Source organism: Termitidicoccus mucosus, assembly GCF_038725785.1.
Lineage (GTDB): Bacteria > Verrucomicrobiota > Verrucomicrobiia > Opitutales > Opitutaceae > Termitidicoccus > Termitidicoccus mucosus.
Genome location: NZ_CP109796.1, coordinates 5,176,379 through 5,201,751, shown reverse-complemented (window position 1 = coordinate 5,201,751; position 25,373 = coordinate 5,176,379). Strand labels below are relative to the sequence as shown.

12 protein-coding genes are annotated in these 25,373 nt (G+C 63.3%); 5 read left to right on the top strand and 7 right to left on the bottom strand.

Annotated features, from left to right (window positions below):
* The first annotated feature begins 9 nt into the window (after positions 1 to 9).
* A complete protein-coding gene (locus OH491_RS18085; RefSeq protein ID WP_068770216.1) occupies positions 10 to 2,505 on the top strand; it encodes a GDSL-type esterase/lipase family protein in 2,496 nt (831 codons plus the stop codon).
* Between the two features lie 164 nt (positions 2,506 to 2,669).
* Positions 2,670 to 3,524 carry an alpha/beta hydrolase gene (locus tag OH491_RS18080; protein ID WP_334319274.1) on the top strand — a complete coding sequence of 285 codons (855 nt, stop codon included), beginning with the start codon at positions 2,670 to 2,672 and terminating at the stop codon, positions 3,522 to 3,524.
* Positions 3,525 to 3,542: 18 nt separating this feature from the next.
* Here the strand turns inward: OH491_RS18080 and OH491_RS18075 are convergent, their stop codons facing one another.
* The 3 genes from OH491_RS18075 to OH491_RS18065 form a co-directional block, all read right to left on the bottom strand.
* Complete coding sequence (locus OH491_RS18075) at positions 3,543 to 5,120, bottom strand: sodium:solute symporter family transporter (RefSeq protein WP_068770218.1); 1,578 nt, start codon at positions 5,118 to 5,120, stop codon at positions 3,543 to 3,545.
* 130 nt (positions 5,121 to 5,250) lie between these two features.
* Positions 5,251 to 6,609, bottom strand: coding sequence for an FAD-dependent oxidoreductase (locus tag OH491_RS18070; protein WP_068770219.1), 1,359 nt, complete (start codon positions 6,607 to 6,609; stop codon positions 5,251 to 5,253).
* A gap of 119 nt (positions 6,610 to 6,728) precedes the next feature.
* The gene (locus OH491_RS18065) at positions 6,729 to 8,027 is read right to left on the bottom strand and encodes an MFS transporter (RefSeq protein WP_068770220.1); all 1,299 of its coding nucleotides are present in this window, start codon (positions 8,025 to 8,027) and stop codon (positions 6,729 to 6,731) included.
* 207 nt (positions 8,028 to 8,234) lie between these two features.
* On the opposite strand from OH491_RS18065, the gene OH491_RS18060 reads away from it, so the two are divergent.
* The 3 genes from OH491_RS18060 to OH491_RS18050 all read left to right on the top strand — a co-directional run bounded on the left by OH491_RS18060 (position 8,235) and on the right by OH491_RS18050 (position 12,644).
* Positions 8,235 to 9,269, top strand: a complete 1,035-nt coding sequence (locus OH491_RS18060; protein WP_068770221.1) for a helix-turn-helix domain-containing protein — start codon at positions 8,235 to 8,237, stop codon at positions 9,267 to 9,269.
* 113 nt (positions 9,270 to 9,382) lie between these two features.
* A complete protein-coding gene (locus OH491_RS18055; protein WP_068770222.1) occupies positions 9,383 to 10,534 on the top strand; it encodes a sialidase family protein in 1,152 nt (383 codons plus the stop codon).
* Positions 10,535 to 10,556: 22 nt separating this feature from the next.
* On the top strand, positions 10,557 to 12,644 hold the full coding sequence (locus OH491_RS18050; protein WP_145928768.1) for a DUF2961 domain-containing protein: 2,088 nt from the start codon (positions 10,557 to 10,559) through the stop codon (positions 12,642 to 12,644).
* Between the two features lie 494 nt (positions 12,645 to 13,138).
* Here the strand turns inward: OH491_RS18050 and OH491_RS18045 are convergent, their stop codons facing one another.
* Genes OH491_RS18045 through OH491_RS18030 form a run of 4 tightly spaced genes read right to left on the bottom strand, consistent with a single transcriptional unit; the run spans position 13,139 to position 25,263 of the window.
* Positions 13,139 to 18,946 carry an autotransporter domain-containing protein gene (locus OH491_RS18045; RefSeq protein WP_068770223.1) on the bottom strand — a complete coding sequence of 1,936 codons (5,808 nt, stop codon included), beginning with the start codon at positions 18,944 to 18,946 and terminating at the stop codon, positions 13,139 to 13,141.
* 24 nt (positions 18,947 to 18,970) lie between these two features.
* On the bottom strand, positions 18,971 to 22,270 hold the full coding sequence (locus OH491_RS18040; protein WP_068770224.1) for a TonB-dependent receptor: 3,300 nt from the start codon (positions 22,268 to 22,270) through the stop codon (positions 18,971 to 18,973).
* 42 nt (positions 22,271 to 22,312) lie between these two features.
* Positions 22,313 to 23,521 (bottom strand): sialidase family protein, encoded by a 1,209-nt coding sequence (locus tag OH491_RS18035; protein ID WP_334319275.1) that lies wholly within the window; start codon positions 23,519 to 23,521, stop codon positions 22,313 to 22,315.
* The gene (locus OH491_RS18030) at positions 23,518 to 25,263 is read right to left on the bottom strand and encodes an arylsulfatase (RefSeq protein WP_334319276.1); all 1,746 of its coding nucleotides are present in this window, start codon (positions 25,261 to 25,263) and stop codon (positions 23,518 to 23,520) included. The genes OH491_RS18035 and OH491_RS18030 overlap by 4 nt, the downstream gene beginning before the upstream one ends.
* Positions 25,264 to 25,373: the final 110 nt, after the last annotated feature.

Genomic DNA, 25,373 nt, shown 5'->3' with positions numbered 1-25,373 from the left:
TTCCCCGCCATGAAAAAAACACGCGCACATATTTTCTTCCGCACCGCCGCTTTGTTCCTGCTCGCCGGCGTCTTGGCCAGGGCCGAGGAAGAGCCCCGGGCGGCGGGCACGCCGCCGCCGCCGAAATACAAGTATCCGGCCTATATCCCGATCGAGGATATTCCCCGTTTGCCCCGGGTATTGCTGCTAGGCGATTCCATATCGATCGGCTATACCATCCCGGCAAGGGAGCGGCTCAAGGGGATCGCCAACATTCACCGTCCGCCGGAAAACTGCGCGGATACGTCCATCGGACTGCGGCGGCTCGACACATGGCTGGGCGCCGGAAAATGGGATGTGATTCATTTCAACTTCGGTTTGCATGATATAAAATATCTCGACAAAGCCGGAAAATATGTGCCGCCGGCCGAGGGAACGCAGGTGACATCGCCGGAACAATATGAAAAAAATCTCCGGGTGCTGGTCCGACGCCTGAAAAGCACCGGGGCGGCATTGATCTTTGCCACGACCACTCCCGTGCCGGATGGCGCCTCGGGGCGCATCGAAGCCGATGCCATCCGATATAACGAGATCGCCGCCGGAATCATGACGCAGGAGGGAGTGGCAATCAACGACCTGTTTACATTTGCGTCGGAAAACCAAGTCGAAATTCAGTTAAGGCAAAATGTGCATTTCACGGAACGCGGCTATCAACTCATGGCGGACATGGTTGCGGGAAAAATAAGAAACGCGCTGGCAGAGCGCGAAATCACGGCCGCGCCAGAACGGATAACATATATCGGGCCGCAAGGCGACGACAATGCCGCCGGCACGGAAGCCGCGCCGCGCCGCTCCATCCAGCGCGCACTGGATAACGCAAAGCCGGGGGATGTCGTGCGCCTGCTTCCGGGCGTGTATCGCGAGCGCGTTGTAATCACCAAAGGAGGAACTTACGGGGCGCCCGTGACATTGGAAGGAATGGATGGCGCGGTGATGGAGGGGCATGACGATATTGCACCGTCCTGGAGCGAGGCGGTTGATATCGCTCCCGGAGTATATCGCACCACGCTCGCAACCGAACCACGAGCCGTTATCGTGGATGGGAAACAGCTGGTGCTTTTGGACGAAAGCCGTTTTCCCCGGGCGGAAAGCAACGGGGAAAAAATCACCTGGAGCCGCCTGTTCCAGACAGGCTTCGACAAGGGTGGATGGAAATATGTTCAGGGCGCGGGCTTGTATTTGCGAAAAAAGAAAGAATTTATCATCCGTTTCGATGGCAACAGGGATCCCCGGGGGATGAATATCGTCTTTGCGCCCGACGCGGCGGTCGTGCGCATCGAAGGAGCAAACCGCTGCGTGATACGCAATCTGGAGCTGCGCCACGCCCACCACGGCGTCATGATCACCAATAGTATCGGATCCGTGGTGGAAGGCTGCTTTATCAATCGCACCCGCGACGGCATCACGCTTTCCCGCGGCAGCGACCGCTGCACATTGCGTTTCAACCGCATCACCCAGAATCCCCTCGGCATCAACAACGGATTCAACCGGGCCGGGCCGGATGGGCAATTTACCGATCCCCGGTGGTCGCAGGCATGGGATATTTGGGTCGCCCATAAACGATATGGATTCTATGACAGCAAAGGCATCAATCTGGACCGCTCGATTGGCGGCCACCGGGTGCATGACAATTACATTCACGACCATTGGGACGCAATCGCCAGCAGAGGCTGGGATGAATGGCAATCGACGGCCGCGGAGCGCATGGCATGGATCCACTATAACCGCGGGTCCGAAATTCACCATAACCGCATCGAGCGCGCCAACGACGAGGGGCTCGAACTGAACGATGGCGGCATTGACGAACAATGGCATCATAATTTCGTAACCCACACGCGCTGCGGCCTGCGTTTCAAACCAATCGACAAGGGCCCCCTGTATGCCTACGCAAACATTTTTAAGGACAATGCGGAGGATGGCCGCTTCTTTGGCGGACTCGAGCTCAATCCCGGGGAAGTTTATCTGTATCATAACACCTCAAATTCCCGATACGCGATTGTGAGCAACAAGATCAAGGGCATCGGCACGCCGGAGTTTCATGTGTATAACAATTTGTTCTGGACCGAGGCATGGTGGGGCAACACGGGCGAATCGGTTCCGCCGAATTGGACGGGGGACAACAATGTTTATTTTCGCAGGGGAAAATCCGCATCATGGGAAAAGGGCATCGCGCTGGCCAAAAAACAGGGAATCGACCGCAACGGCAAATGGATGACCGGCGAAACCAGTCCGTTCGTTGATGCGGAGGCCGGCGACTTTCGGATCAAGAAAGAGCATGCCGCAAGGAGGGCCGGCATGGATTTGTCGAAGCTCACCCGGCGCGCGCTGCCCGGCATCGGAGGCTTCGGCGAGACGAGCGCCCCTGATGCAGGCGCACTTCCATTTGGCGCCTCCATGCCCAGGATTCCGAGAGGCCGGGACTCCGTGGCAATGGAACCGGCCGGGTTCTGGCCGGAAGCGGATTAGCGCCGCCCGGATCGCGCGCCAAGGCCGGTCCCGCATTTAATCCGTGCTTTGTGACACGGCCACGATATAAAATCGCCGCGATTTTTGATCATTAATCCCAGCCGCCCGCCTGAAAACAAATCATGAAAACACCATTATTATCACTCCTGTGCGTCCTCACACTTATGAACGCGCTGCCGCGAATGAGCGGACAAGGCGCTCAAGCGGAACCGATCACCTATAATACAAAGACGAATCTCCCATATTATGACGATGCCGCATTGAAAGGCGCGGCGGAATACCAGCGCAACCAGTGCCGGATGGATATATATTATCCGGGAAACCGGACCGCTTTTCCCACTGTCATCTGGTTTCACGGCGGCGGGCTGACCGGAGGAAAGCGCCGATTCCCGGCGCTCAAGAACGAGGGCTGCGCCCTGGTCGCCGTCAGCTACCGGCTTTCCCCGCAGGGCGCCTTCCCCTGTTTTCTTGAGGACGCCGCCGCGGCCACGGCATGGGTCGTCAAAAACATCGCCTCGCTCGGCGGTGACCCGGCCAAGGTGTTTATCTCCGGCCATTCGGCGGGCGGCTACCTTGCCGCAATGGTCGGCATGGATGCGCGCTGGCTGGCGCCTTATGGGGTATCGAACCAACAACTGGCCGGAATCATTCCCGTCAGCGCCCAGGTCACGACGCACTTTACCGTGAAAAAATTACGCAATGACACAGGCCCCCAATTCCGCCCGTTGATTGATGAATATGCCCCGTTATACCACGCTTCCAAGGATCTGCCGCCAATCTGCCTCATTGTCGGTGACAGGCGCATCGAGTTTAAAAGCCGTGTGGAGGAAAATGAACTCCTGGCGGTGAGCCTGAAAAATCTCGGCCATTCGCAGGTTGAATTTTATGAAATGGGCGGATTGGACCACGGCGCCGTGTCCGAGGGGGGGATGATTATTTTAAGAAAATATATAAAACGGATTCTCGGGCAACGCGAAAAGAACGGCGCTTCCCAAAATGCGGCGGGGGAAGCGCCATAGCCCGTCCCGGCCCCCTCATCACACCAGCGGTGTTTTTTCCTGGTCCCAAACAGTGAGGTTTTTCAGGTCGGCGGTCCGGCGGCGCGTCAGACGCGACACCAGATAGCCCGCACCCAAGACGATCATGTTGCCGAAAAACGCGAGGTAATAGATATGTATCGGCAGGCGCCAGCCAGCCGGCAGCGCGCCGACCTGCCCGAGCAACATATAGAGCGTGTAGCACATGGCCGCGGCAATGCCGGCCCATGCGCCGTATTTGTTTCCGCGCCGGGTGAACATGCCGAGGAAAAACAACCCCGGCACGCTTCCGCCCAGCACCGCGACGGCGCTGGTGTGCAGGTCGGCCAGCGTGCTGGTGTTGGCCGTGTGCACAAGCATGGCGGACACCAGAATGCACATCGTGACAGCACCCGAGGCGAGCTTCCCGACCAGGAGATAATGCCGGTCGTCGCCGGTCTTCTTGATATATTTCTTATATATGTCCCCCACCCACACCATGCCCGACGAGCTTATGCAGGCGCTGAGGGAGCCCATGGCCGCCGCCATGGCGCCGGCTATCACAAGGCCCGCGATGCCCACCGGCAGATAAGTAACAATAAAGTGCGGCACGATCATTTCCGCCTTATAGGCGCCGTCCCCGGCCAGGATCGCAGAGGCCACCGGGTCGGGGTTGTGGCTAAAATACACAAACAACGCCGTGCCGATAAACTTGAACGCAAACCAGATGGGCAAGGCGCCGAATCCCAGCACCAATATCGATTTCCTCGCCTCCCGGGCGCTTTTCGCCGCGCACCACCGCTGCACGTTGATCTGATCCAGGCAGCCAATCAGAAAAGACAGGATACCGACAAAGAAAAATGTGGTCACCGTTTTTTCCGAAAAGGACCATGCCCAGCTGGTCGGCCCGAATTCCCCCGTCCGGTTGTCAATGTCCCAAAAGGAAAGTTTGTTTGCGACCCACGCTTCGCTGAACACCGCGGGAATGCCTCCGCCGATCCCCGAGAATATGACGCCGAGCAATAAAAACGCCCCGAGCAACAAAAGCCCGGTCTGGACGACGTCGAGATACACGACGGCCTTCAATCCGCCCTTCACGGTGTAAACACCACTGACCGCCACGCCGATAATCAGGCACCATTCATACCGCACACCGGTCATGGACTGGAGGATGATCGCGAGCAAATACATGATCATGCTGGCCCGCATGACCTGCATGACCATGAATGCGACCGCCGCATAGGCGGAAATCGACGCACCGAAGCGTTTATGGAGGTATTCATACGCCGAGCTGATCGTCCCCCGTCGGAAAAAAGGCACGAACACCCACGCCGCCAGCATGCCGCCGAGCGGCACCGCGAGGTGCTGCACGGTGCGGAACCACGCGGTCTTGAAGCTGTCCGCGGGGCCGGCGATAAAGGTCATCGAGCTCATGATCGAACTGATGAGACTCACGCCGAGCAGCCAGCCGGGCATGGAACGCCCGCCAAGAAAATAATTGTCGGTCGAAGTGTTCTTGCGCGAGAACCAGAAGCCCAGCGCGACAATGATTCCGAAGTAGGCGGCCAATATCAATAAATCTACCGTGTGTATTTGCATGGGAATATATAAAGGGGCGGGAGGAGGCCGACGGGGCCGTCAGGGAATATCATTGATCATCGGAAACAATCCCGGCGCGGTGGCCTCCCGAGTCGGCCAACCAGCGCGGAAAAATACCCGGCACGGGGCGTCAAACCAGCACTCCGTCCGCCTTCAGCCTCGCGCTCAACGCCGCGCCATCGAGCCTGGAAACGGACTCCCCGCTCTGCGCGCAAAGCGCGGCGGCCACGCCCGCCGCCTGGCCGAGCGCCATGCACTGCGCCTGCACGCGGGCGGAGCCAAACGCCTCGCGCGTCGCCGAGAGCGTGCCGCCCGCGACCAGCACATTTTTCGAGCCCTCCGGCACCAGCGTGCGATAGGGGATATGATAGGGCACGGTGAGAAACTGCACGCTCTGGCTGCTGCTGTCCGCCCTGTGCATGTCGATCGGGTGGCCGCCCAGCGCCACCGCGTCCGAGAAGGGGCGGGCGGTGAGGACATCCTCGGCGGTCAATGTATATAATCCCCGGATGGCGCGCGTCTCGCGGATGCCGATCTGCGTGGCCGTCTCGATCAGATAACAATGGGCGAACGCCTTGTGATGGCGGCGGAAGCTATCAATCATGACCGGCACCTCCTCGCGCAGCACGAGCTCGGAGAGGGACAGGTCGTCCGCGTCGGCCGCGTTGCCGGTGATGCGCGTGGCGTTGACCGACACCTCGCCGGGGCGGATGGTGCTGCCGTGCACGGTCCACGGTCCGCCGAAATTGCGCAGGCGCCCGGCCTTCACCTCCTCCGCCAGCACCGCGCGCAACTCCGGGTTCGCATACTTGGTGCCGTCGTGCGCCATGAGCACATTTAGCTTGTCCGTGTCCACGCCGCCGAGCCGGAAATACAATGACATCGGCTGAAGCTCGCCGCTCGCGCGCCGGTTGCGCATCTCGCAGGGCAGAGCGGCCCGCGCCACCAGGTCGCCGGTGCCGGTGCAATCGATAAACTGGTTCGCGGCGACGGCCTCGCGTCCCGATTTGGTCTCGATGACCACATGCGTCAGCCGGCCCGGATCCTCCCTCGATGCAATCGCGCCGGCGACCTGCGCGTGCAGGAGAATGCCGGCGCCCGAGCGACGCGTGATGCTCTGGGCGGCGAGTTTATATAATTCCACATCGTAGGGCACGTTTCCGCTCGGGAGGTTGATGATGGCGCCACCCGCCGCGTGCAGCGCGCGGATAAACTCTCCCGGGATGCCGTCCACGATGCGCTCGCCGCCGAGGTTGAACTTGCTCAGCGGGCCGACCATGCCCGCCGTCGCCATGCCGCCGAGAAAACCGTAGCGTTCCAGCAAAAGCACCGAGGCTCCCGCTCTCGCCGCGGCCACCGCGGCGATGAAGCCCGACGGCCCCCCGCCGCAGACGGCGACATCGACCTGCGCGCGCACGGGCAGGCGGCGAGCGGGCTCGGTGACGGTGGAGCCGATGGGGGGATTAACAGCCGTGGTGGTTTCTGTCATAAGGCGTCCGGGAAAGCCTCCCGCAAAGCCGCGCGCAGCTCAAGACCGCAGCGTGTAATGATACCGACAATAATATAAAATTTCCGGCATTTATAAAACCGACGGAAACACCGCCCGGCTCACATCGCAGGGGCGGGGACACGCGCCAAGCCCCGTTTGCGAAACAACACGAAGCCGATCGCCGCGAGCGCGGCCAGATGCAACACGCTCATCGCGGTGAACACCGGCACGTAACCGTAGTGCTGGACGGCCTGGCCGGTCAACAGGGTCGCCACGATGCCGCCGAGCGAGCCGCCGATGGCGGAAATGGAAATGACCGTGGCCGTGGCGCTGCGCGGGAAAGACTCGGAGAGCAGCGAGAGCTGGTTGGCCATCCAGCAGGTCTGGCAGGCGAACATCACGGCGATAATGGCGATGGCGACCCAGACGGACTGGGTGCGGACGGCGACATTGGCCAGGGGCATGAGGCAGGCGGCGGCGGCGAGGAGCGTGAAACGGGCGCGCAGGGGGTTGATGCCCCGGCGGATGAGCCAGTCGGAGAGGGCGCCGCCGCCGGGGCCGCCGATGTCGCCGGCAAGGAAGGGTATCCAGCTGATGAGGCCGATGAGGGCGAGGGAAAAGCCGCGGGCGTTGGTGAAGTAGTCCGGCAGCCAGAAGTTGAAGAAGTAGGCGTAGGGATCGGTGAGAAAGCGGGCAAAAAAGAAGGCGACGCAGACGGGGTGCGTGATGATTTTGACGAGCGGAATTTTTTCTCCGGCGGCGGCGGACGGGCCGCCGCGCGTGGCCAGGATGTGGGCGCGCTCGGCCGGGGAAATCCAACGGTGGCGCTCCGGGCTGTCGTAAAACTTCCACCAGACGGCGAGCAGAGCGAAGCCCGCGAGTCCGGGCAGGATGAAGCCGAGGTGCCAGTTGAGGTGATGGGTGATGAAGGCGACGATGGGCGCGGCGAAGATGGCGCCCCAGACATAGCCGTTGTTGAAGATGGCAACGCAGAGGCCGCGCTCGCGGCTGGGCGTCCATTCGCCGAGGGCCTTGATGCCGCCGGGGGAGTTGAAGCTCTCGACGAGGCCGAGCATGAAGCGGAAAACAAGGAGGCCGACCCAGCCGGCGGCGGCGGCGTGGGCCATCGAGACGAGACTCCAGACGCAGAGCGCGACGGTCATGCAGATTTTGACGCCGAAGCGGTCGATCAGGCGCCCGCAAAAGACGTAGCCGGTCGTGTAGGCCGCGAGGAAGGCGGTGAGGATGTAGGAGTACTCGACCGAGGTGAAACCGAGCTTCTCCTTCAACGTCGGCGCCAGCACCGAGAGGGTCTGGCGGTCGAAGTTGTTCGCGACTGAAAAGAAAAAAAGTATGGCGACGATGAGCCATCGCTGGTGGCTGGCGAGAAAGCGGCGGATTTTTGAGGGAAAGGTCATGGTCGAGGCGGGATTGGAGGTGACGCGGAAATCGGCGGAGAGGAATCAACAGCCGCGGCGTTTCCCGGCACAGGGTTTTTGCGAAAAATCTCCCGCGACACCGCGCGGGACTCAAGACCGCAGCGTGTAATGATACCGTCAATGATATGACTTTTCCGACGTTGCCATCGCCTCATCATTCCGGCGGAATGGCCCCGTCCCTCCATCATGCACGAATTCCCTTCGAACAGGAAACTCCCGGGGCTGCCCCTGCTCAAGCGTGCCATCACGTCGGGAAACGCCCGCCAGTCCTTTATAAAACTGATGGAGCTGCTGCTCGGCGCCGGCCTGCCGCGCTCGGCCATCGTGCACGAGAACATCCCCGGCGGCCTGCCCGATTCGACGGACGCGGGCGCGCGGGGCGGCACAAGCCTTTCGTATGTCTCCGACTGCCGGTTCATCCTCGCGCTGACGGGCGAACACCGCACCATCCGCGAGCTCGCCAACCGCCGGCGCGACATCGTGGTGCGGCCCGGCCAACTCTGCTGGATGCCGGCCGACAGCTGGTATCTCGTGCGCAACGGCCCCACGCGCACCATGCTGTCGGTGATTTTTCAAAGCGACCGCACGCGCTTCGTCTGGTATCACAACCTGCCGCTTGCCTCCTCCGCCGCCCAACCAACCCAAATCCTGCTGTCGCACCAGACCGGTTCCGCGCCCGGCGGCGAACTGGCGCACGCCCTCGCGCTCATGCACGCGGCCTGCCCGGCGACGGCCGCGGCGGAGGCGGGCTCGCACACCCTCGCCGCCTCCGCCCGCGCGCTGCTGGCTTGGTGCCTGCATGAACTGCGCGCCGACGGCAATCCCGGCGGCGCGGCCCCGCAGCCGCCCGACTCCGGCGGCAGGCTGGTGGACGAGGTCAGCGCCTATGTCACCGACCATTTGCAGGATGATCTTTCACGCGATCATGTGGCGTCGGTGTTTGGCATCAGCCCCGATCACCTCACCCGCCTGTTCAGGCTCCATGCCGCCGGCGGATTCACCGAGTTTGTCACCGCCGCGCGCCTGCGCTTCGCCGGGCAATTGCTCCTCAAGAGCAAACTTTCCGTCAAGGAAATCGGCTCGTCCTGCGGTTTCAACTCCAGCGCATATTTTGTGAAGCGGTTCCGCGAACACCATGGCGCGCCACCCCTCGAATGGAAGGACGCCCGGCGCAATCGCGCGACCCCCGGCCCGCAAGGGAAGCCAGTTGAAACCGCTTGATGCCGCTGGCTGCGCGCGGTTCGCTTTCACCGCCCTCATCGCGAAACCAGGCACCCACGGGCCGCCGCGAAAAACCAGAATATTTCCCCTCCCCTTTCCCCCCCCGATCCACCATGCGCCGCCCATTCATCCTCCTGCCATTTTTTCCCGCCCGGCTCGTCGTATTGCTGGGCGCGTCGCTTCTCTGCGCCGCCGAGATTGCGGCGGACGAACGCATCACGCCGCCCGCGCAATCGCTCCCAATAAAAAAACCCGGCGCGCCCTGCACCTCCATCATCCGCCTCGATGACGGCGCGCTGCTCACGCTCGACGGAAACTCGACCCTGCGCAGCCGTGACAACGGAAAAACGTGGGGCGAGCGAAAACCCGTCGTGGCCGGCTTTGACACGACCGGGACCGCGGAGGGCGTGCCGACCGACATGATCCGCCTGATCCGGACCCGCTCCGGCGCGCTCGTCATCGTGTGGCGCGACGTCCGCAAGGACGACTGGCTGAAGGACGGCAGCGGCCTGGGTCCGAAGGCGAGCGGCGACGTGTGGTGCATGCGCAGCCTCGACAACGGCGCGACCTGGACCGGCCGCCAGCGCATCTTCGACGGCGTGTGCGGCCATCCGCCGATCCGGCTGCTTCAAACCAGAAGCGGACGGCTGGTGTTTCCCCTGCAATATTACACCGGCGGCCCGCTGCGCAGTGTCGTCCGCACCTGTGTGTCAGACGACGACGGCGTGACCTGGAAAATGGGCAACATCATCGACCTCGGCGGGCGCGGACACCACGATGGGGTGATCGAACCCGATCTCATCGAGTTGCGCGACGGGCGCATCTGGATGCTTATCCGCACGAACTGGGATCGCTACTGGGAAGCGTTCTCCGAGGATGGCGGCCTGACATGGCGCACCATCAGACCGGCCGCCATCGAGGCATCCAGCTCGCCGCCTTATTGCACGCGGCTCGCGAGCGGCCGCCTGCTCCTCATCTGGAACCGGCTCCATCCCGAAGGCCAGCCCGACTATAAGCGCAGACAACCCGGCGACGCCCTCTGGGCCGAAACCGCCGCGAGCTGGCACCGCGACGAACTCTCCGCGGCCCTGTCCGGCGACGACGGCGCCACCTGGAGCAAGCCCGTGATCATCGCGCGCCAAAAAGACAAATGGCTCGCCTACGTGGAGACATTCGAGCCCGAGCCCGGCACGATCTGGTTTTTCACCGCGCAGGGGAAGCTCTCGGGCATGTTTCAAGAAGCGTCGTTGCTGAAAACCCCATAAACATCCCATTACTCCAAAACATATGCCATACTCCGCCACCTGCCTGCGTCCGCTTCTGCTCCTCGCCGTCCTCTGCGCCGCCATGCCGGCCGGCCTGGCCCGGCCCGCGGTCTCTATCGAGTCGCTGTTGCTGGAAATGACAAACCGCGACGAGCGCGCCCGGTTTCCCGAGCCCGCCTTCACCTGCAAACAGTCCAGCAGCTACGACCGTGAGAGCGTCGCGCCGGACAAGCCGGGCTGGTTTGCCAACCGCGACCGCTCCATGTTTTTGCGCGTGGCAAATAACAACGGGCGCCGCGAGTTTGTCATGATGGACACGGAAGGCCCCGGCGCCATCGTCCGCTTCTGGATGACCTTTTCGGGAAAAGACAGCGGACGCGGCACCCTGCGCATCTACATTGACGGAGAGCCGGTACCGGCCATCGAGGGAGCCGCGTTTGACATCCTGAGCGGCGGCCTCGTCACCGGCGCGCCGCTGGCCGCCTCGGTGCCCGAGGCAACCCTGTATCAAAGGCGCGGACACAATTTATATTTTCCGATCCCCTACGCGAAACACTGCAAGATCACCTACGAGAGCCAGGGCCTGAGCGAGGACGATTACGGCGCGAAAAAACCGGGCACGGAAGCCGTGTATTATAATATCAATTATCGCACCTACGCCCCTTCCGTGGAGGTCGTTTCCTACTCCACAGCGGAGATGCAAAAGAACAAAGATCTCGTTGCCGCCACCCTGAAACAACTCGCCGACGGCGGAAGGGCACTTCCGGCCAAGAGTTCGGTGCTGAGACTGGATGCCGATCTCCAACCCGGAGAAAGCCGGATCTTTGAAGCAAACCACGCCGGAGCGATCCAGCATCTGGCGATGCGCCTCCAGGCCGAAAACAAGGAGCAGGCGCTCCGCTCCACCGTGCTCGAAATTGCCTTCGATGGCGAAAAGACCGTCTGGGTGCCGGTCGGCGATTTTTTCGGCATCGGTTACAAGCAGCTTTATACCAACACATGGTACACGACAGCCAGCGAGGACGGGATAATGCAATCCTACTGGATCATGCCCTTCGCAAAAAAATGCACCATCACCCTGTCCAACCTGGGCGGCCAGCCCGTCCGCATCGTCGATGCGTCCGCCAGCATAAAGGACTGGAATTGGGATGATCGCTCCATGCATTTCGGCGCGGGCTGGCGGCAATACACCCGGATACAGGCAAACCCGAACGACCAAGCGTCGGATATTAATTTCGCGAGGCTGAAAGGGAAAGGCGTTTATGTCGGGGATGGCATTGTCTTGTTCAATACAAACTATAGATGGTGGGGCGAGGGAGATGAAAAAATCTACGTGGATGGAGAGCCATTCCCCTCCCATTTCGGCACCGGGACAGAAGATTATTATGGTTATGCCTGGTGCCGCCCTGAAACATTCACCGATCATCCGTTTGTCGCCCAACCATTGGGGACGGGCAATTTCACCCCTCGCTATACAGTCAATGCCCGCGTCCGGGCGCTGGATGGCATTCCTTTTGAACGCTCCCTCCATTTTGACATGGAATTATGGTCCGGAGGGCACACGAGGATCAACTACGCGCCGGTCGCGTTTTGGTATATGGTTCCCGGAGGAGAAAATCTCGCGGAGCGGGATCTGGCCGGTGTAAGGGAGCCCGTCGCGCTGGATCGCACCGACATATATTCACCCGCGCTGGACGAAAAACTGGGCGTGGAGGCGGAAAACCTGATATGGGTCAGCACGCCATCGGGCGTGGTTTCCTACCAGGCGCACGACACGCTGCCCTGGAGCGGCGGCATGCAGTTGTTCTGGAAGGACGCCGAGGTCGGCAACCGGGCGTTCTTCAGCTTCAATTCGAATGTCGAAGGGCGCTTCACCCTGACCGGCCTGTTTACCACGGCGAGTGATTATGGCGTGTTTGATATTTACCTGAACGGAAAGAAAATCTTCAGCAAACTCGACCTGGGCGGCGAGTTGGACATCAAGCCGATCAAGGCCGGCGCAGTGAATATACTAAAGGGCGCCAATTTGCTGGAGGTGGAACTCGTCAGGCACGCCAAGGGCGCCGCCAAGAAAAGCCACTTCGGCATCGACAAGCTGATCTTCGAATAGAGCTGCGGGGGATTTTTGTAGAAGGAAGCAAAGGCAGCGGGAAAAGCGGTCATCCGCCTCCTCTGCTTCGTTTTCTTTGTCACCTTCTGTTCAAAACAGTAATCCGAATATTCGACGGGCGGGGTTGATACTATTTCCCAATGAAAATCATCCTTTTGGTGGAGGGCCGAGCTCCTGCGAGGCCGTTGCGGAAAAACGTCGCGTATAACCGCGACGGCCTCGCAGGAGCTCGGCCCTCCACCAGAGTGAATTTCGTTCAGAATTGGTATTAGTCACTGATGTTACGCGGCACGAAGTGGCACGGGCTGCCAGCCCGTGCCACTTCAAGACCTTCCGCGTAACATCAGTTAGTCAGCGAAGAGCGGGCGGGAAAGGGCGAGGGACTCATATGCGGCTATGCGGCAAATAGAGACCGAAAGCCGGACGGCAAATGGTCTTTTTTTACCCCCTCCGAGTCGTTCGCAGGAGGAGCGGGCCGGGCGGGCCATCGGGCATCACCAGCTTATTCTGAGCACCGAGTCGAACGTGTGCCGGCCGGTGCCGTTGTTCTGGTCGCCGTAGGGGACGCAATCATAGTCGTAGGCCAGCGAGAACAGCATGGACTTGGACAGCATCATCCTGATGCCCAGGCCCGCAATGAAACTGTTTTTGGCATACTCGTCGCCGCGAATCTGTATCCGCGCGTTCGGATACTCCACCAGCGTCGCCCATGTGTCCGTCCGCTCATTGAGGAAATTCTGGCGCCAGCCCACGCCCAGGCCCACCATGCCGGGGAGTCCCCAAGGCAGTGTGATGCCCTTGCCTGCGTCGACTCGGACCACGCCTTGCAACAGGGATGCACGGATATCATCCAGACGCACCGCCCCCTCCCCGGTCTCGGCGTAATCATGGAATGACAAATTCATATAATGAATCCCGACGGACGGCCTGATCTCGCCATCGGAAAGGATCGGCAGCACATAGCCGACCTCCAGGCTGCCGCCGAGCGTGTCGAGCTTGTGGGAACCGGTCACGAGGTTGCCGAAATCCTCCCGGCGCCGCGTGTCGGCGCTCCCGAAGCCGGCCGTCAAATCCGCCGACGCATAAAAATCCCCCATGCGCCGGGCGGCATACAGCCCCATGTAAGGCATGTCCATCTCCGTGGTGGCGTTGTTGGTGGTTTCCAGATCCGTGGTGGAATAGCCGAAGTAGCCGCCAAGCATGAGGGCCTTGGTGGAAATCCAGTCATAACCGATGATGCCCGCATAGGTGTTGTCGGTGTAACCGAGGTGTTCCCGATCATCGCCGTATTCCATGAAGGAGCCGATGGCGCGGACCCACAGGCTGTTTCCACTGCGCGGCGCCTCGCGTCCGGCCAGGGGGGAAATGAACTCCTCGCTGATGTGCGTGGAAACGGCGCGCATCGAGGCGGACAGGGCATCGAAGGCCACGACGATGTCCTTGCCGGGCTCCAGCGCCTTGTTGTAGGCGGTGATGCGCAGCGTGTCGCCATTGACGATGTCCGCCACCATGAACATGCCGCCCTGGTTCGCGTCGTAAGCGGGCATGCCCGTGATGCCGCCATAGGCGAGCGCTGCGGTATAGATGCCGGTGGGAAGAAGGCCGGCGAGGCGGATTTCGCCGCCATTGGAAAAGCCCAGCGTGCCGGACAACGCGAGCGAGCCGGGCGTGCCATAAATCACGAGCGAGCCGGGGGCCGGGGCCGCGCCGAAAACGAGCGCGCCGCCGTCCACGCTCATGTTGCCGGCCACCGTGCCCAGTGTGGGCACCATGAGCCACGCCCCGTCGCGCACGGTGACGTCCGCGCCCGTGCCGCCGAGCGCGCCGGTGGAGGCGGCGGTGACGCGCGAGCCGGCGGCGATGTCGAGCGCGCGCAGGTTGTTCGCGCCGCGCAGGGACATCGTGCTTGAGGTGAGCAGCACGCGGTCGCCGGCGAGATTGCCGTTCACCTGGCCGAAGCCGATGTCGCGAAATTCCAGCGTGGAGCCATCGGCGATGCTCACCGCCGCATTGCCGATGGATTCGGCGCGGCGGGCGATGGCGAGCGGATTGTTTATCGCGAGCGCGGAGATGGTGTTGTTGCCCGAAAGGGACAGCGTGCCGGTGCCGGCAATCGCGAGGGAGGCGGCGGTGATGGCGCCGGAAAACTCCGCAGCACGCCCGTTGGTGTCGAGAGTGAGCGTGGCCAGCCCGCTCACCGCGATGTCATTGGCGATGTCAAGTCCGTTGGCCTCGATGGAAAGGGAGCCACCGGAGGGACCATTGAAGGTGATCGCGGCGGCGCCGAGCGCGGCGCTGTTGCCCAAGCCGAGCGTGCCGGCGTTCACAAGAAAATCGCCGTCGAAGCTGCTCGATCCGGAGAGCATCCATTTGCCGTCGCCCAGCTTGCGGATCGTGCCGCTGCCGAGGAAACTACCATCAAAGGTGTGCGCGCCGGAGGCCGCGTTGTAGGTGAGCTGCGCGCCGCTGATATCGACCCCGCCCGCACCGGAGAGGTTGCGCAGCGTCTGGTTGTGGCCGTTGAAGTCGAGCAACGCGCCCTCCTCCACGACGATGGCCGCGCCCTCCACGACAGTGAATACATTCTCCGCGCCGGCGCGCGCCGTGCCGCCGCGCACGGTGAAGGTGCCGGTGGCGTTCATGGCAAGTTGCTGTTCGAGTAACACCACGCCGGCGCCATCCTTCACAAAGGCTGCATCCTGCGCCACGCCCACGCGCCCGCGGAGCACCATGTCGCGGCCATTACTGTCCACGATGGCGGTATTGCCCGACGCGACGAGGATTTCGTTGTCGAGCGCGAGGTCGGCGTTCGCGCGCAGCGTGGCGTCGCCGGTGAAGTCTATGCGGGCGGTGCCGGTGGTGAGCTGTTCGCCCCGGCTGATGGCGAGCACGCCGCCGTCGATCCGGACGCCGCCGAGGAATGTGTTTTTCCCGTTCGCCAGCGTCAGCGTGCCGCCGCCGGTTTTTATGAGTTTGCCCGTGGCGTCGGTGATGTGCTCAACGCCGCCCGCATCCGGCTGCACGTTGTCCGCGTCGGCGTGGATGCCGCCGCCAGTGAACGTGTAATCGGCGGCGCCGCCCACGGTCATGTCGGCGACGCGAACCTCGCCCGCGTCGATGAAGATGTTCCGGCTCCCGGCGGCGGTGTCGTCGAAGCGCACGCGGTCGCCGTAGCTGAACTGGTTCAGCCCGTCGCCCGTCCAGTCCGCCTCCGCGAGATTCCAGGAGGAGCCGCTGTTGCCCGTCCACGTCATCACGCGCGACTGGTCGGAGGTCGTGACCAGTTCCAGCGTCCCGGCGGCGTTGATCAGCTCCGCCGTGAGACGGCCGCCGGCGGGCAGCGTCATGCCGCTAAGCGTCACGCGCCCGTCGGCGGCGAGCCCGGTGAGATTGCCGAGGTTGAACGTGCCCGAGGCAAAGGAGGTGAGGTCGATGGTGTTGGCGCCGCTGATGGCGGATGAGCCCGTGCCGATAACGCGGTCGCTCTTTTGGTAGGCACCGTCGGCGTCCTTGAACAAATCCATCCGCAACACCGCGCCACCGGTCATGGCGAGATTGTTGATGGTGAGCGTGCCTGACTGCGCGCTGTCGATGCCTGCCTCCAAGATGCCTCCGGAGGCGAGCGTGACCGAGCCGCCCGCGCCCGCCGCGCCCACGCCGCCGAGGGTCGCACCGGCGCCCACGGTGATTTTTCCACCGAGCGCGGCGGCGGGCGTGACCAGTGCCACCACCCCCGCGTCCAGCGCGAACGCGCCGGCGCTGGCCGAACTGTCGCCCGCAAGGAGCAGCGCGCCTTCGCCGGTTTTGCGCAGCGTCGCATCCGCCGCGGTGGCCAGCGCGCCGTCGTAAACGAGCGCGCCTCCCGGCCCGACCTCCAGCGCCGCGGTCTTGCCCGCCGCGATGCGCATGCCGCCGGCCAGCGTGCCCGTGACCGTCCCGGAGGCGCGCAGCGTGGCGGAATCGGTGAACGCAATGCCTCCCGTGCCGGAACCGAGCTGAGCCGCGTGGTCAAAGACGACCGCGCCGCCCGCGATTTCGATGCCGCCCGCGAAATTGTTCGGCGCGGTGTTGGCGAAGACCAGCTCGCCCACGCCGCTTTTTTTCAACTTGCCCGTCGGCGCGAACGCCGCGCTGCCCACCGCGCCGGCATCGGCCTCGATGCCGCCCTCGCCCCGGAACACATAGCGCGCCGTTCCCGACACCTCCATGCCCGAGACCACCACGCCGCCAGCCTCGATGGTGATATCGCGGTTGGCGGGATTGGCGGCGTCGGCCTCGCCGTCGAAGACGACGCTGTCGGCGTTGAAAAACCGGTTTTCAGCGGAGCCTCCGGCGTCGGCCCAGTTTTTCTGCGCGGAGGAGGGGCGGCGCGTCCAGTGGCCGCCCTCGGCGCCGGTCCAGCGCATGACGAGGTTGTTGACGGTATTGGTGACGACGAGCTGGTTGCCCGAGAGCGAGAGGGCGGCGGTGCTGCGGGGGTTGGAGGCCACGCCGTCCACGGTGAGGGCGAGCCGGCCCAAATCCGCCGCGCCGAGCCCGGAGCCCGTCCACTCGATGAGCGCGAAAGAACCGGTCGCCAGCAATCCGAGGTTGACGGTGCCGGTGCCGGCGAAGCTGAGGTTTTCCACGCGCAGCAGGCTGGCCGAGCCACTGGTGAAAAGGTCGTGCGCAAACGTGACGCCGCCGCCCGCGACCAAATCGCCCGCGACCGTGAGCGTCTCCGCGTCAACAGCGGTGTCGGTGCCCACCAAGAGGCGGGCGTTGTCGCCGAGGATGAGCCTGGTGCGCCCGGCGAAGACGGTGTCGTTTTGCTTGTGCGTGACCAGTTCGCCGGCGCCGCCGAAGGCCGCGCCGCCGGCCACGGTGATGACGCCGCCGAGTCTGGCGTTCTGGTTGCCGAGGAGGAGCGTGCCTTTGTCCACGTTGACCGCGCCTTGGAAGTAGGAGTTGTCGGCGTGGAGGATAAGGGTGCCGCCGGGGGCGGGGACGGTGCCGGTTTCGACGAGGTCAATCCGCGCGGTGGTGCCGCTGGCGTCGGAGTTGGCGATGGAGTCCCAGGCGGAGGGGTTGCCGGCCGCGCCGATGGCGACGGTGACGCCCTCGGCGATGTCGAAGCGGAGCCGGGTGCTCGCGGTGCCCGAGAAGTAGAAGCCGCCGGCCTTGGCGGCGGCGGTGGCGGTGAAGGCGAAGGAGCCGGAGCGCGCGAGGGCGATTTCGTCCTCCGTCATCGCCACGCCGCGGGCGATGTTGCCCGAATAGACGTAGTCGGTGACGCCGGTGGTGCCGGTGAAGACGAAGCGCTGGCCGTCGATGATGGGCGCGTTGTTGTAGAGAAGGGCGGTGTTGGCGTAATCGTAGAACGCGCCGCCGGCGACGCCGGCGAAGTTGTCAGCGAAGCCGGCGTGGTCGAAGAAATTGAAGGAATGGTAGCCGAGGGTGTCCAGGCCGATGGCGCCGCCGTAGCGGGAGGCCCAGTTGCCGGCGAAGTAGCTTTCGCGGACGACGCTTTGCTGGACGCCGTTGGCGTTGGTATTGAGGCCGCCGGCGTAGGCGGCGATGGCGCCGCCGTAGCCGATGGTGTTGGCGGTGCCGACGCCGGCAGCGTAATTGCCGGTGAAGGTGCCGGAGGTGATCGAGAGGCCGTGGAGGGTGCGGATGGCGCCGCCGAGGGAGAGTGCGTAATTCTTATCGAAGAGAACGTTGGAGAGGCTGGTCGCGATGGCGGTGGAGCCGATTCTGAGGGCGCCGCCGCCGTGGGCGGAGGTCTTGGTGGAGCCGTTGCCGATGAAGGAGGCGTTGGTGATGTCGAGGGTGTTTCGGTTCTGAAAAAAGACGCCGCCCTCGCCGCTGGTGATGTTGTTTCTGAAGATGACGCGCCCGGTGGAGCCGGAGGGGGCGATGGTGAAGACGGTGGCGTTGTTGGTATTCATCTCAAAGACGCCGCCGTTGGCGGTGGTGGTGACGTTGGCGATGGTGACGGTGGCGCCGTCGGCGATCAGCCATGTGGGGGTCAGGACGGTGGTGAATTGCTGCCGCGCGGGCGCGTCGAATGTGGTGGAATCCGCAAAGACATGGGTGCCGGAAGTGATCGGCGGCGTTTGCGCAGGGGCGAACGGCGAAAGCGCGAGAGCGGCCAGCGCCGGCGCGAGGGAACGGAGGAGCCACCGCATGACAAGGCCCGTGCGCCCTGCGCGGCGCGACGCAAGGTCGCGCCCTACAAGGGCCTGGCCTTGGGTCAGGCCGCGAACTTTGCTTCCCGTGGGACGGCTGCGGAGGAAAATCGTGCGTTTCGGATTTTTCATATAATTGTCCTTTCTTGTCCGGGTTCAGAAGCGTCCCTTGACGCCGACCATGATGTAGGCGGGAGTGACGGTGCGCTGGTAGTTTTGCGCGTAGGCGGGGGTGTCGTCCGCGCGGCGGTATTTTATGCGGTCGTCGCCGATGATGTCGCTCCAGTTCATGTAAATGGCGAAGGCGCGGGAGAGGGCGTATTCGGCGGTGAGGCCGTAGCGGGTGTAGGCGTCCTGGTATTCGTAGGTGCGGGCGGGGATGTATTTGCCGGCGTCGCCGCCGGTGGAGACTGCGGCGGACTTGGTCTCGGCCTGGTAGGCCGCGGTAAGGCGGAGGGTGAAGCGCGGGCGGATGTAGTTCACGCCCCAAGAGAGCGTCTCGGGGGTGAAACCCGTGAAGTCGCGGGAATTGGAGCCCTCCAGTTTCATGCGGGTGTAGTTCAGCCAGACTTGCACGGTCTGGAGCCAGCGAGGGAGAAAGAACAGGTCCTGCCGGTAGGTGAACTCGAGCCCGGTGAGGCGGGCGTCGCCGACGTTGATGTAGCGCCTGATGCCGTAGTTGTTCTCGAGCATGAAATCGACGTCGCTGCTGTTGACGCCGTAGTGCTCGAAGTCTTCGCGGGTGGCGGTGAAGGTGCGTTGCTGGAAAAAGTTGCTGACGTTTTTGCGATAGACGCCGACGGAGCCGAAGCCGCCCTTGAGATGATAGGAGTCGAGCGAGAGGTGGAAACTGTCGGCCGTCCACGGTTTGAGGGCGGGGTTGCCGACGGTGATGGCGGGGAAGGGGTCGTCATCTTCCAACGGCTCAGTGGGGAGACTGGGCATGGTGATGCCGTTGACGACGTATTGTATGTTCGGGCGGCCGAGGGTGCGGGCGTAGGCGGCGCGGAGGACGAGGTTGTCGGTGAATGAATAGTTGATGTTGAGGCTGGGGTAGAAATCACCGTAACTCTGCCCCTCGTGGAAGGCGCGCTCCTGGTATTGCAGGCGGATCTGCTCCGCGCTGTCGGTGGTGATCAGTTGCCAGGAGCCGTCGGGATTTTTCAGGGGCAGGCCGGTGTCGGGGTCGCGCACGTAAACCGCGGACGGATCCTCCTTCACGCTCCAACCGTCGAGATCGGTTTTTTCATAGCGCACGCCGCCGATGGCGTGGAGCCGGTTGGAGAAGAGCCGCAGATCGAACCGCAGGTAGGCGGCGGCGATGTCCTCGGTCATCTTTTTCGAGCGTTGGGCGCGGTATTGGATGGCGGTGCTCGACAATTCAAACCATTCGGGATGCTCTTGGTATAATTTATAAACGCCCGCCGGGCTTATCCAGGCGACATCGTTGCCGTTCATGCTCACGCCGGGGGCCAGGAGGTAGGGATAATCCTCAATATAATATTTCAGCTTTTTCCTTTCGTAGGAATCGGAGCTGATCGAGGAATCGCCCACGAAATTATGAGTGAGCGGCACCTGCCAGTCGTCCTTGATCATGCGGTTGAAGGAGGCGCCGGCCTTGACTTGGAAATGGCGGCTGAAAATGCGCGTCACATCCAGTTTTCCGGAATACATGTCCGTCTTATACATCCCGTCCTCGTCGCGCACCTGATGGAGGTAATAGTTGCCGCCGTCGAACTGGTTGACCGTCTCGCCGGTGGCCGTGTTTTTCGCGACGTAGCTGGTGGGGAGAATGCTCTCGGTCGAGTTGATGCCGTAGCCTTCCAATTGATAGCCCTTCCTGGAGGATCCGGCGGCAAATCTTTCCATAGCCAGAGCGTAGATGCCCGCGAAGTAGCCCTCGCCCAGATTGCTCTTGACGCGCCTGGCGTGCGAATAGACGGCCTGCCCGTCGATATGCCATTTCGGGCCGCGGTGCTTGTAGCGCAGCGTCATGTGGGTGTTGTCCGTTTTTTCGCGGAAATTGATCGCGCCGTTCTGGCCCATCTCAAACTCGCCGCCGGCCGTCGCGGGGTTGGCGGCGGCGGTCCAGTCGGCGCCGCCGACGGGGTCGAAATTGGTGCCCTGATAAAAACGGGCGGCCAGACGGCTGGTCGAACGGTCGGTGGTAACCTCGCGGGCCTGGAGGGTGAGCGAGAGCGTGTCGTTGCGCGCCATCTTCCACTCCATGCCGACCTGCATGTTTTCCGTGACGGTGATCTGAGCGATTTGCGACCACTGCGCCTGCGCCAGCGCGATGTCCTTGGGGATGCTGGCGTTGCCCTGCTCGGTGGTGCGCAGGTTCCAAAGCGCGGTTTCGGTCGGCGTATCCGACGCGGGGCGCGAGCGCCAGGAGCGGGAAACGCCGGCGCTGAGAACCAGCGATTTGCTCATCGGCACGACAAAGGTGGCGTTGAAGGAGGGCTTTTTGTTTTTGGGCGAGGTCTGCGGGGTAGGCTGCCTGGTGCCGCCGTCGAAGGACAGGCCCTCCTTGTTGTTAAAGTTCATATACAACTGGTAATCGAGATAGGCGCGTTTCGTGCCGAGCAGGCTCTTGGTGACGAGGTTCATCGAGCCGCCGAGCCCCGAGGCCGGCATGTCGGGCGTGGGCACTTTCGTGACTTCCACGCGCTCGATATTCACCATCGGCACCTCTGCGAGCGTGAGGTTGCGCTTGCTGACGGTGCCGGCGCCGCCGGGCGTGCCGGCGCCGGTGCTGGCGACGTCGCCGCCGTCGAGCTGCACGTTGGTGAATTCCGGGCCAAAGCCGCCGAGCACGAGCTGGCCGGCGTCGTCGCCGTCGTCAATGATGGCCACGCCGGGAAGGAAGCGGACATAGTCGCCGATGTTCTCGGTGCCGAAGTTGCCGAGGTCCTCCATGGCGACGACGTTTTTGATGTTGGGCGCGTGGCGCTGCTCGTTCATGGCGAGGGCCTGCGCGGACATGGTCTGGTCGGCCACCACCTCGAACTTTTCCAGCAAGATCACGTCGTCGCCCTTGGCGCGGCTGCGCGCCGAGCCCTCGCGGACGATCTGGAAATCGCGGGTGGCGGTTTTCCCCGCCTCCACGGTCAGGGTGGCGGTTTGCGAATCGAAGCCCAGGTAGGAGACCTCGAGTTCGGCCGCGCCCGCCGGCACATTAATAAATATAAACCTTCCCTCGTCGTCCGTGAGTGTCTCCTCGCCGATGCTCTTGATGCTGACTTTCACCCTGCCCACCGGGAGGCCGTTGGTGGAGTTATATACCACACCCTCGACGACGCCGGCACCCGTGGCCTGCGCCGGCTGGGCCTGCGCCGGCGCGGACGCGAAACCCGCCGCGAAAAGGACAAGCGCGGCCAGCTTGAAAACGAGCACCGGGGCAAAACCTTTATTTCTTACAGGAAAATAAACAATGCTGTTAATAATATTATGCATGGGGAAACGTTTTTGATCGGGATTGGAGAATGAGGGACGGATTCACGGAAGTTTGCCGAGGGGGATGCGGGCGTGGAGGTTGCCCATGCTGGCGAAAAGGTAGAGATGTTCGTTGTGCTCAAAGAGGGTGACGTAGGAAATCCAGCCGCCCTTGAAGACGCCGCTTTTGCGGGGATGACGGGCAACGACGAGGGGCTTGCTCCAGGTTTTGCCTTCGTCGGCGGAAGTGGCGAGGTGGAGCTCGCGGCGGTGCCAGCTTGCGACGGCGAGGGAGTAGTCGGTGGTGTCGGCGCCGCCACGGGTTTGGGGCGGATTGCCCTCGGTGTCCTTCCAAGGACTCCAGACAAGCACGAGGCGCCCGTCGGAGAGGCGTTCGAGCGTGGCGGGGGACGCGGAGGCGTAGATGCGGGTGGGACGGAGCGGGGACCAGGTGAGGCCGTCGTCGCGGGAGCGGGACTCCCAGAGGGCGCCAAGATTGGTGCGGGTGAGGAACCAGACGGTGCCGTCTTTGAGTTGGATGAGGGTGGGCTCGACCACGCCGTCGTGGTTGCCGTTGGAATTGGGAAGATCGAAGGCGGGGGCGGGAGCGGACCAGGTGAGGCCGTCGTCCGTGGAGCGGAGGATGGAGACGATGTGGCGCCCGGGATTGGGCGTGCGGTATTGCGCGGGCAGGAGGAAAACGCCGGATTGGGTCTGGAGGATTTTTCTGGGCGGATGGCCGTTGGTGTAGCGCGGGTCGGAGATGCGAAGCGGCGCGGACCAGGTTTTGCCGGAGTCGGTGGAGCGGGCGACCATGAGCTGGCCGCCGGCGAGAGTGGGGACGTAGTTGTGGGTGGACTTGTCCCAGAACTGGGAGAGTTCGGCGGGGGTGTGCGGGGTGCGCCAGACAACGAGCCACGCGCCGGTGGCGCTGATGGCGAGACGCGAGGCGCGCGGGGCGGCGGCTGATGTGTCCTTGACAAAGGGGATGTTGTTTTTGTCGGGGAAGGTTTTCATGCCGTCGGTGGAAACGGCAATATGGTCGCCGCGCGCGGTGAGGACGCGGCCGTCGGGGAGCCGGAGGTAGGAGGTTTCACCCCAGCCGATGGAGGACGTGGCAACGGGCTCGAAGCCGTTGCCGGGGATGAGCCAGGTGGCGGGCTGCTTCGGGTCGGGCGCCTGTGGCGCGGCGCCCACCATGGGCGGCAGCAGCACGGATACGGCGAGGCACAGGGCCGTTGTGACGGATTTTAATGAGTGGGCAGGAGTCATGTGTTTTTGGAGTTTTTCTTTTTGGCTGGCGTGTGGATTGGCTGGTCGTCCCAAGGCCAGGGTTTCACCTTGGCACGCAACGCCCATGCCTCCCAATCGGCGGCGAGCCGGCGGGCGATGTCGGGATGGCGGGAGGCGAGGTCGTCCAGCTCGGAGCGGTCGGTTTCCATGTCGTAGAGTTCCCAGGCGCCCTTGGGGCCCTTCGCGACGAGTTTCCATTTGCCGTCGCGGATGGCGCGGTTGCCCTCGTGCTCCCAACACAACGGCGAGGTGCGGCGGGGTATTTCGCCGGAAAATGCCGGACGCAGGCTGATGCCTTCGAGCGGGAGCACGAACGCGCCGTCCCGCCGGTCAGGATAGGCGGCGCCTGCCAGATCGCGACAGGTGGCGGCGATGTCAATGATGTGACCGGGCGCGTGGACCAGCGTGCCGCCGAGATTCTGGCGGATGCCTCCGGGCCAGTGTGCGATGAGCGGGGTGGAAATGCCGCCTTCGTGCACCCAATGCTTGTATTCGCGGAAGGGGGTGTTGGAAACGTTGGCCCAGCCGGGGCCGTAGGCGATGTAGGTGTCGTCGGGACCGGGCATGACGCCGTGCCGGGTGCGCATTGGCCGTCCATCGCGAGTGCGCTTGGGGTTCGAGGCGCGAGGCGTGCCGCGTCCCATGCCGAGGGTTTCGGCGCAGGCGCCGTTGTCCTGAAGAAAAAGGATGAGCGTGTTCCCCAACTGGCCGTCGGCCTCAAGCTGGGCGACGATGCGCGCGATGCCTTGGTCCATGCGGTCGATCATGGCGGCATAGACTTCCATGCAGCGCGCCTCCCAAGCCTTGTCGGCGTCGGGAATGTCCGCCCAGTTTTGGGCCGAAGGGCCGAGCCGGGTGGAGGGCGGAATGAGGCCAAGCTCGCGAACGCGACGGTGGCGCTCGGCGCGGACGGCCTCGAAGCCGGCGTCGTAGCGGCCCTTGTAGCGGGCGATGTCCTCCGGCAGGGCGTGCATGGGCCAGTGCGCGGCGGTAAACGCGACATACATGAAGAAGGGCCTGGCGGGCTGGCCGGGGCTGGCGGCTTGGTCGCGGGCGTGCTCGCGCAGGAAACGCACGGCGTTGTCGGCGATGGCGTCGGTATAATAGAAACGCGCCGGTTTATATTCGGGATCGTTTTCGGGGGTGATGAAGGTGTTGCCCCGGCAAAGCGTGGCGGGGTCGTAATAACTGCCGGCGCCGGCGAGGGTGCCGTAGAAGCGGTCGAAACCGCGCTGGAGGGGCCAGTTGGCCCTGGCGTCGGGCGTGGAGGGGGCGATGTGCCATTTGCCGACGGCGTAGGTGGCGTAGCCGGCGGGACGGAGCATCTCGGCGATGGTCAGGCAGCCGTCAACAAGCTGGCCACGATAGCCAGGCAGATCGCCGCGGGGGTTGACCATGAGGCCGACGCCGGCTTGGTGCGGGTAAAGCCCGGTGAGCAACGAGGCGCGGGTGGGGCAGCAGCGGGCGCCATTATAAAACTGCGTGAAGCGCAGCCCATTGCCCGCCAGCCGGTCGAGCGTCGGCGTGCGGATTTTCCCGCCGTAGCAGCCGATGTCGCTGAAGCCCATGTCGTCGGACATGACGAGCAGTATATTGGGACGGGTGGATGCGGACGCCGGCGCAGGCGGCGCGGCGTGGACGCGCGGCTGGAGTGCCGCGAGCGTCGCCGAGACGGCGGTGACACCGGAAAAGAAAATGGATTTGCGGGACACAGGGCTCACAGGACGCGGGGATTGAGGGTCTTCATTAGAAGGTATTGTATGCTGGACGGAGCTGCCGGACAGGGGCGCCGCCAGCCAGGGAACGCAAAGAAGAACGCACCAAAACCAGA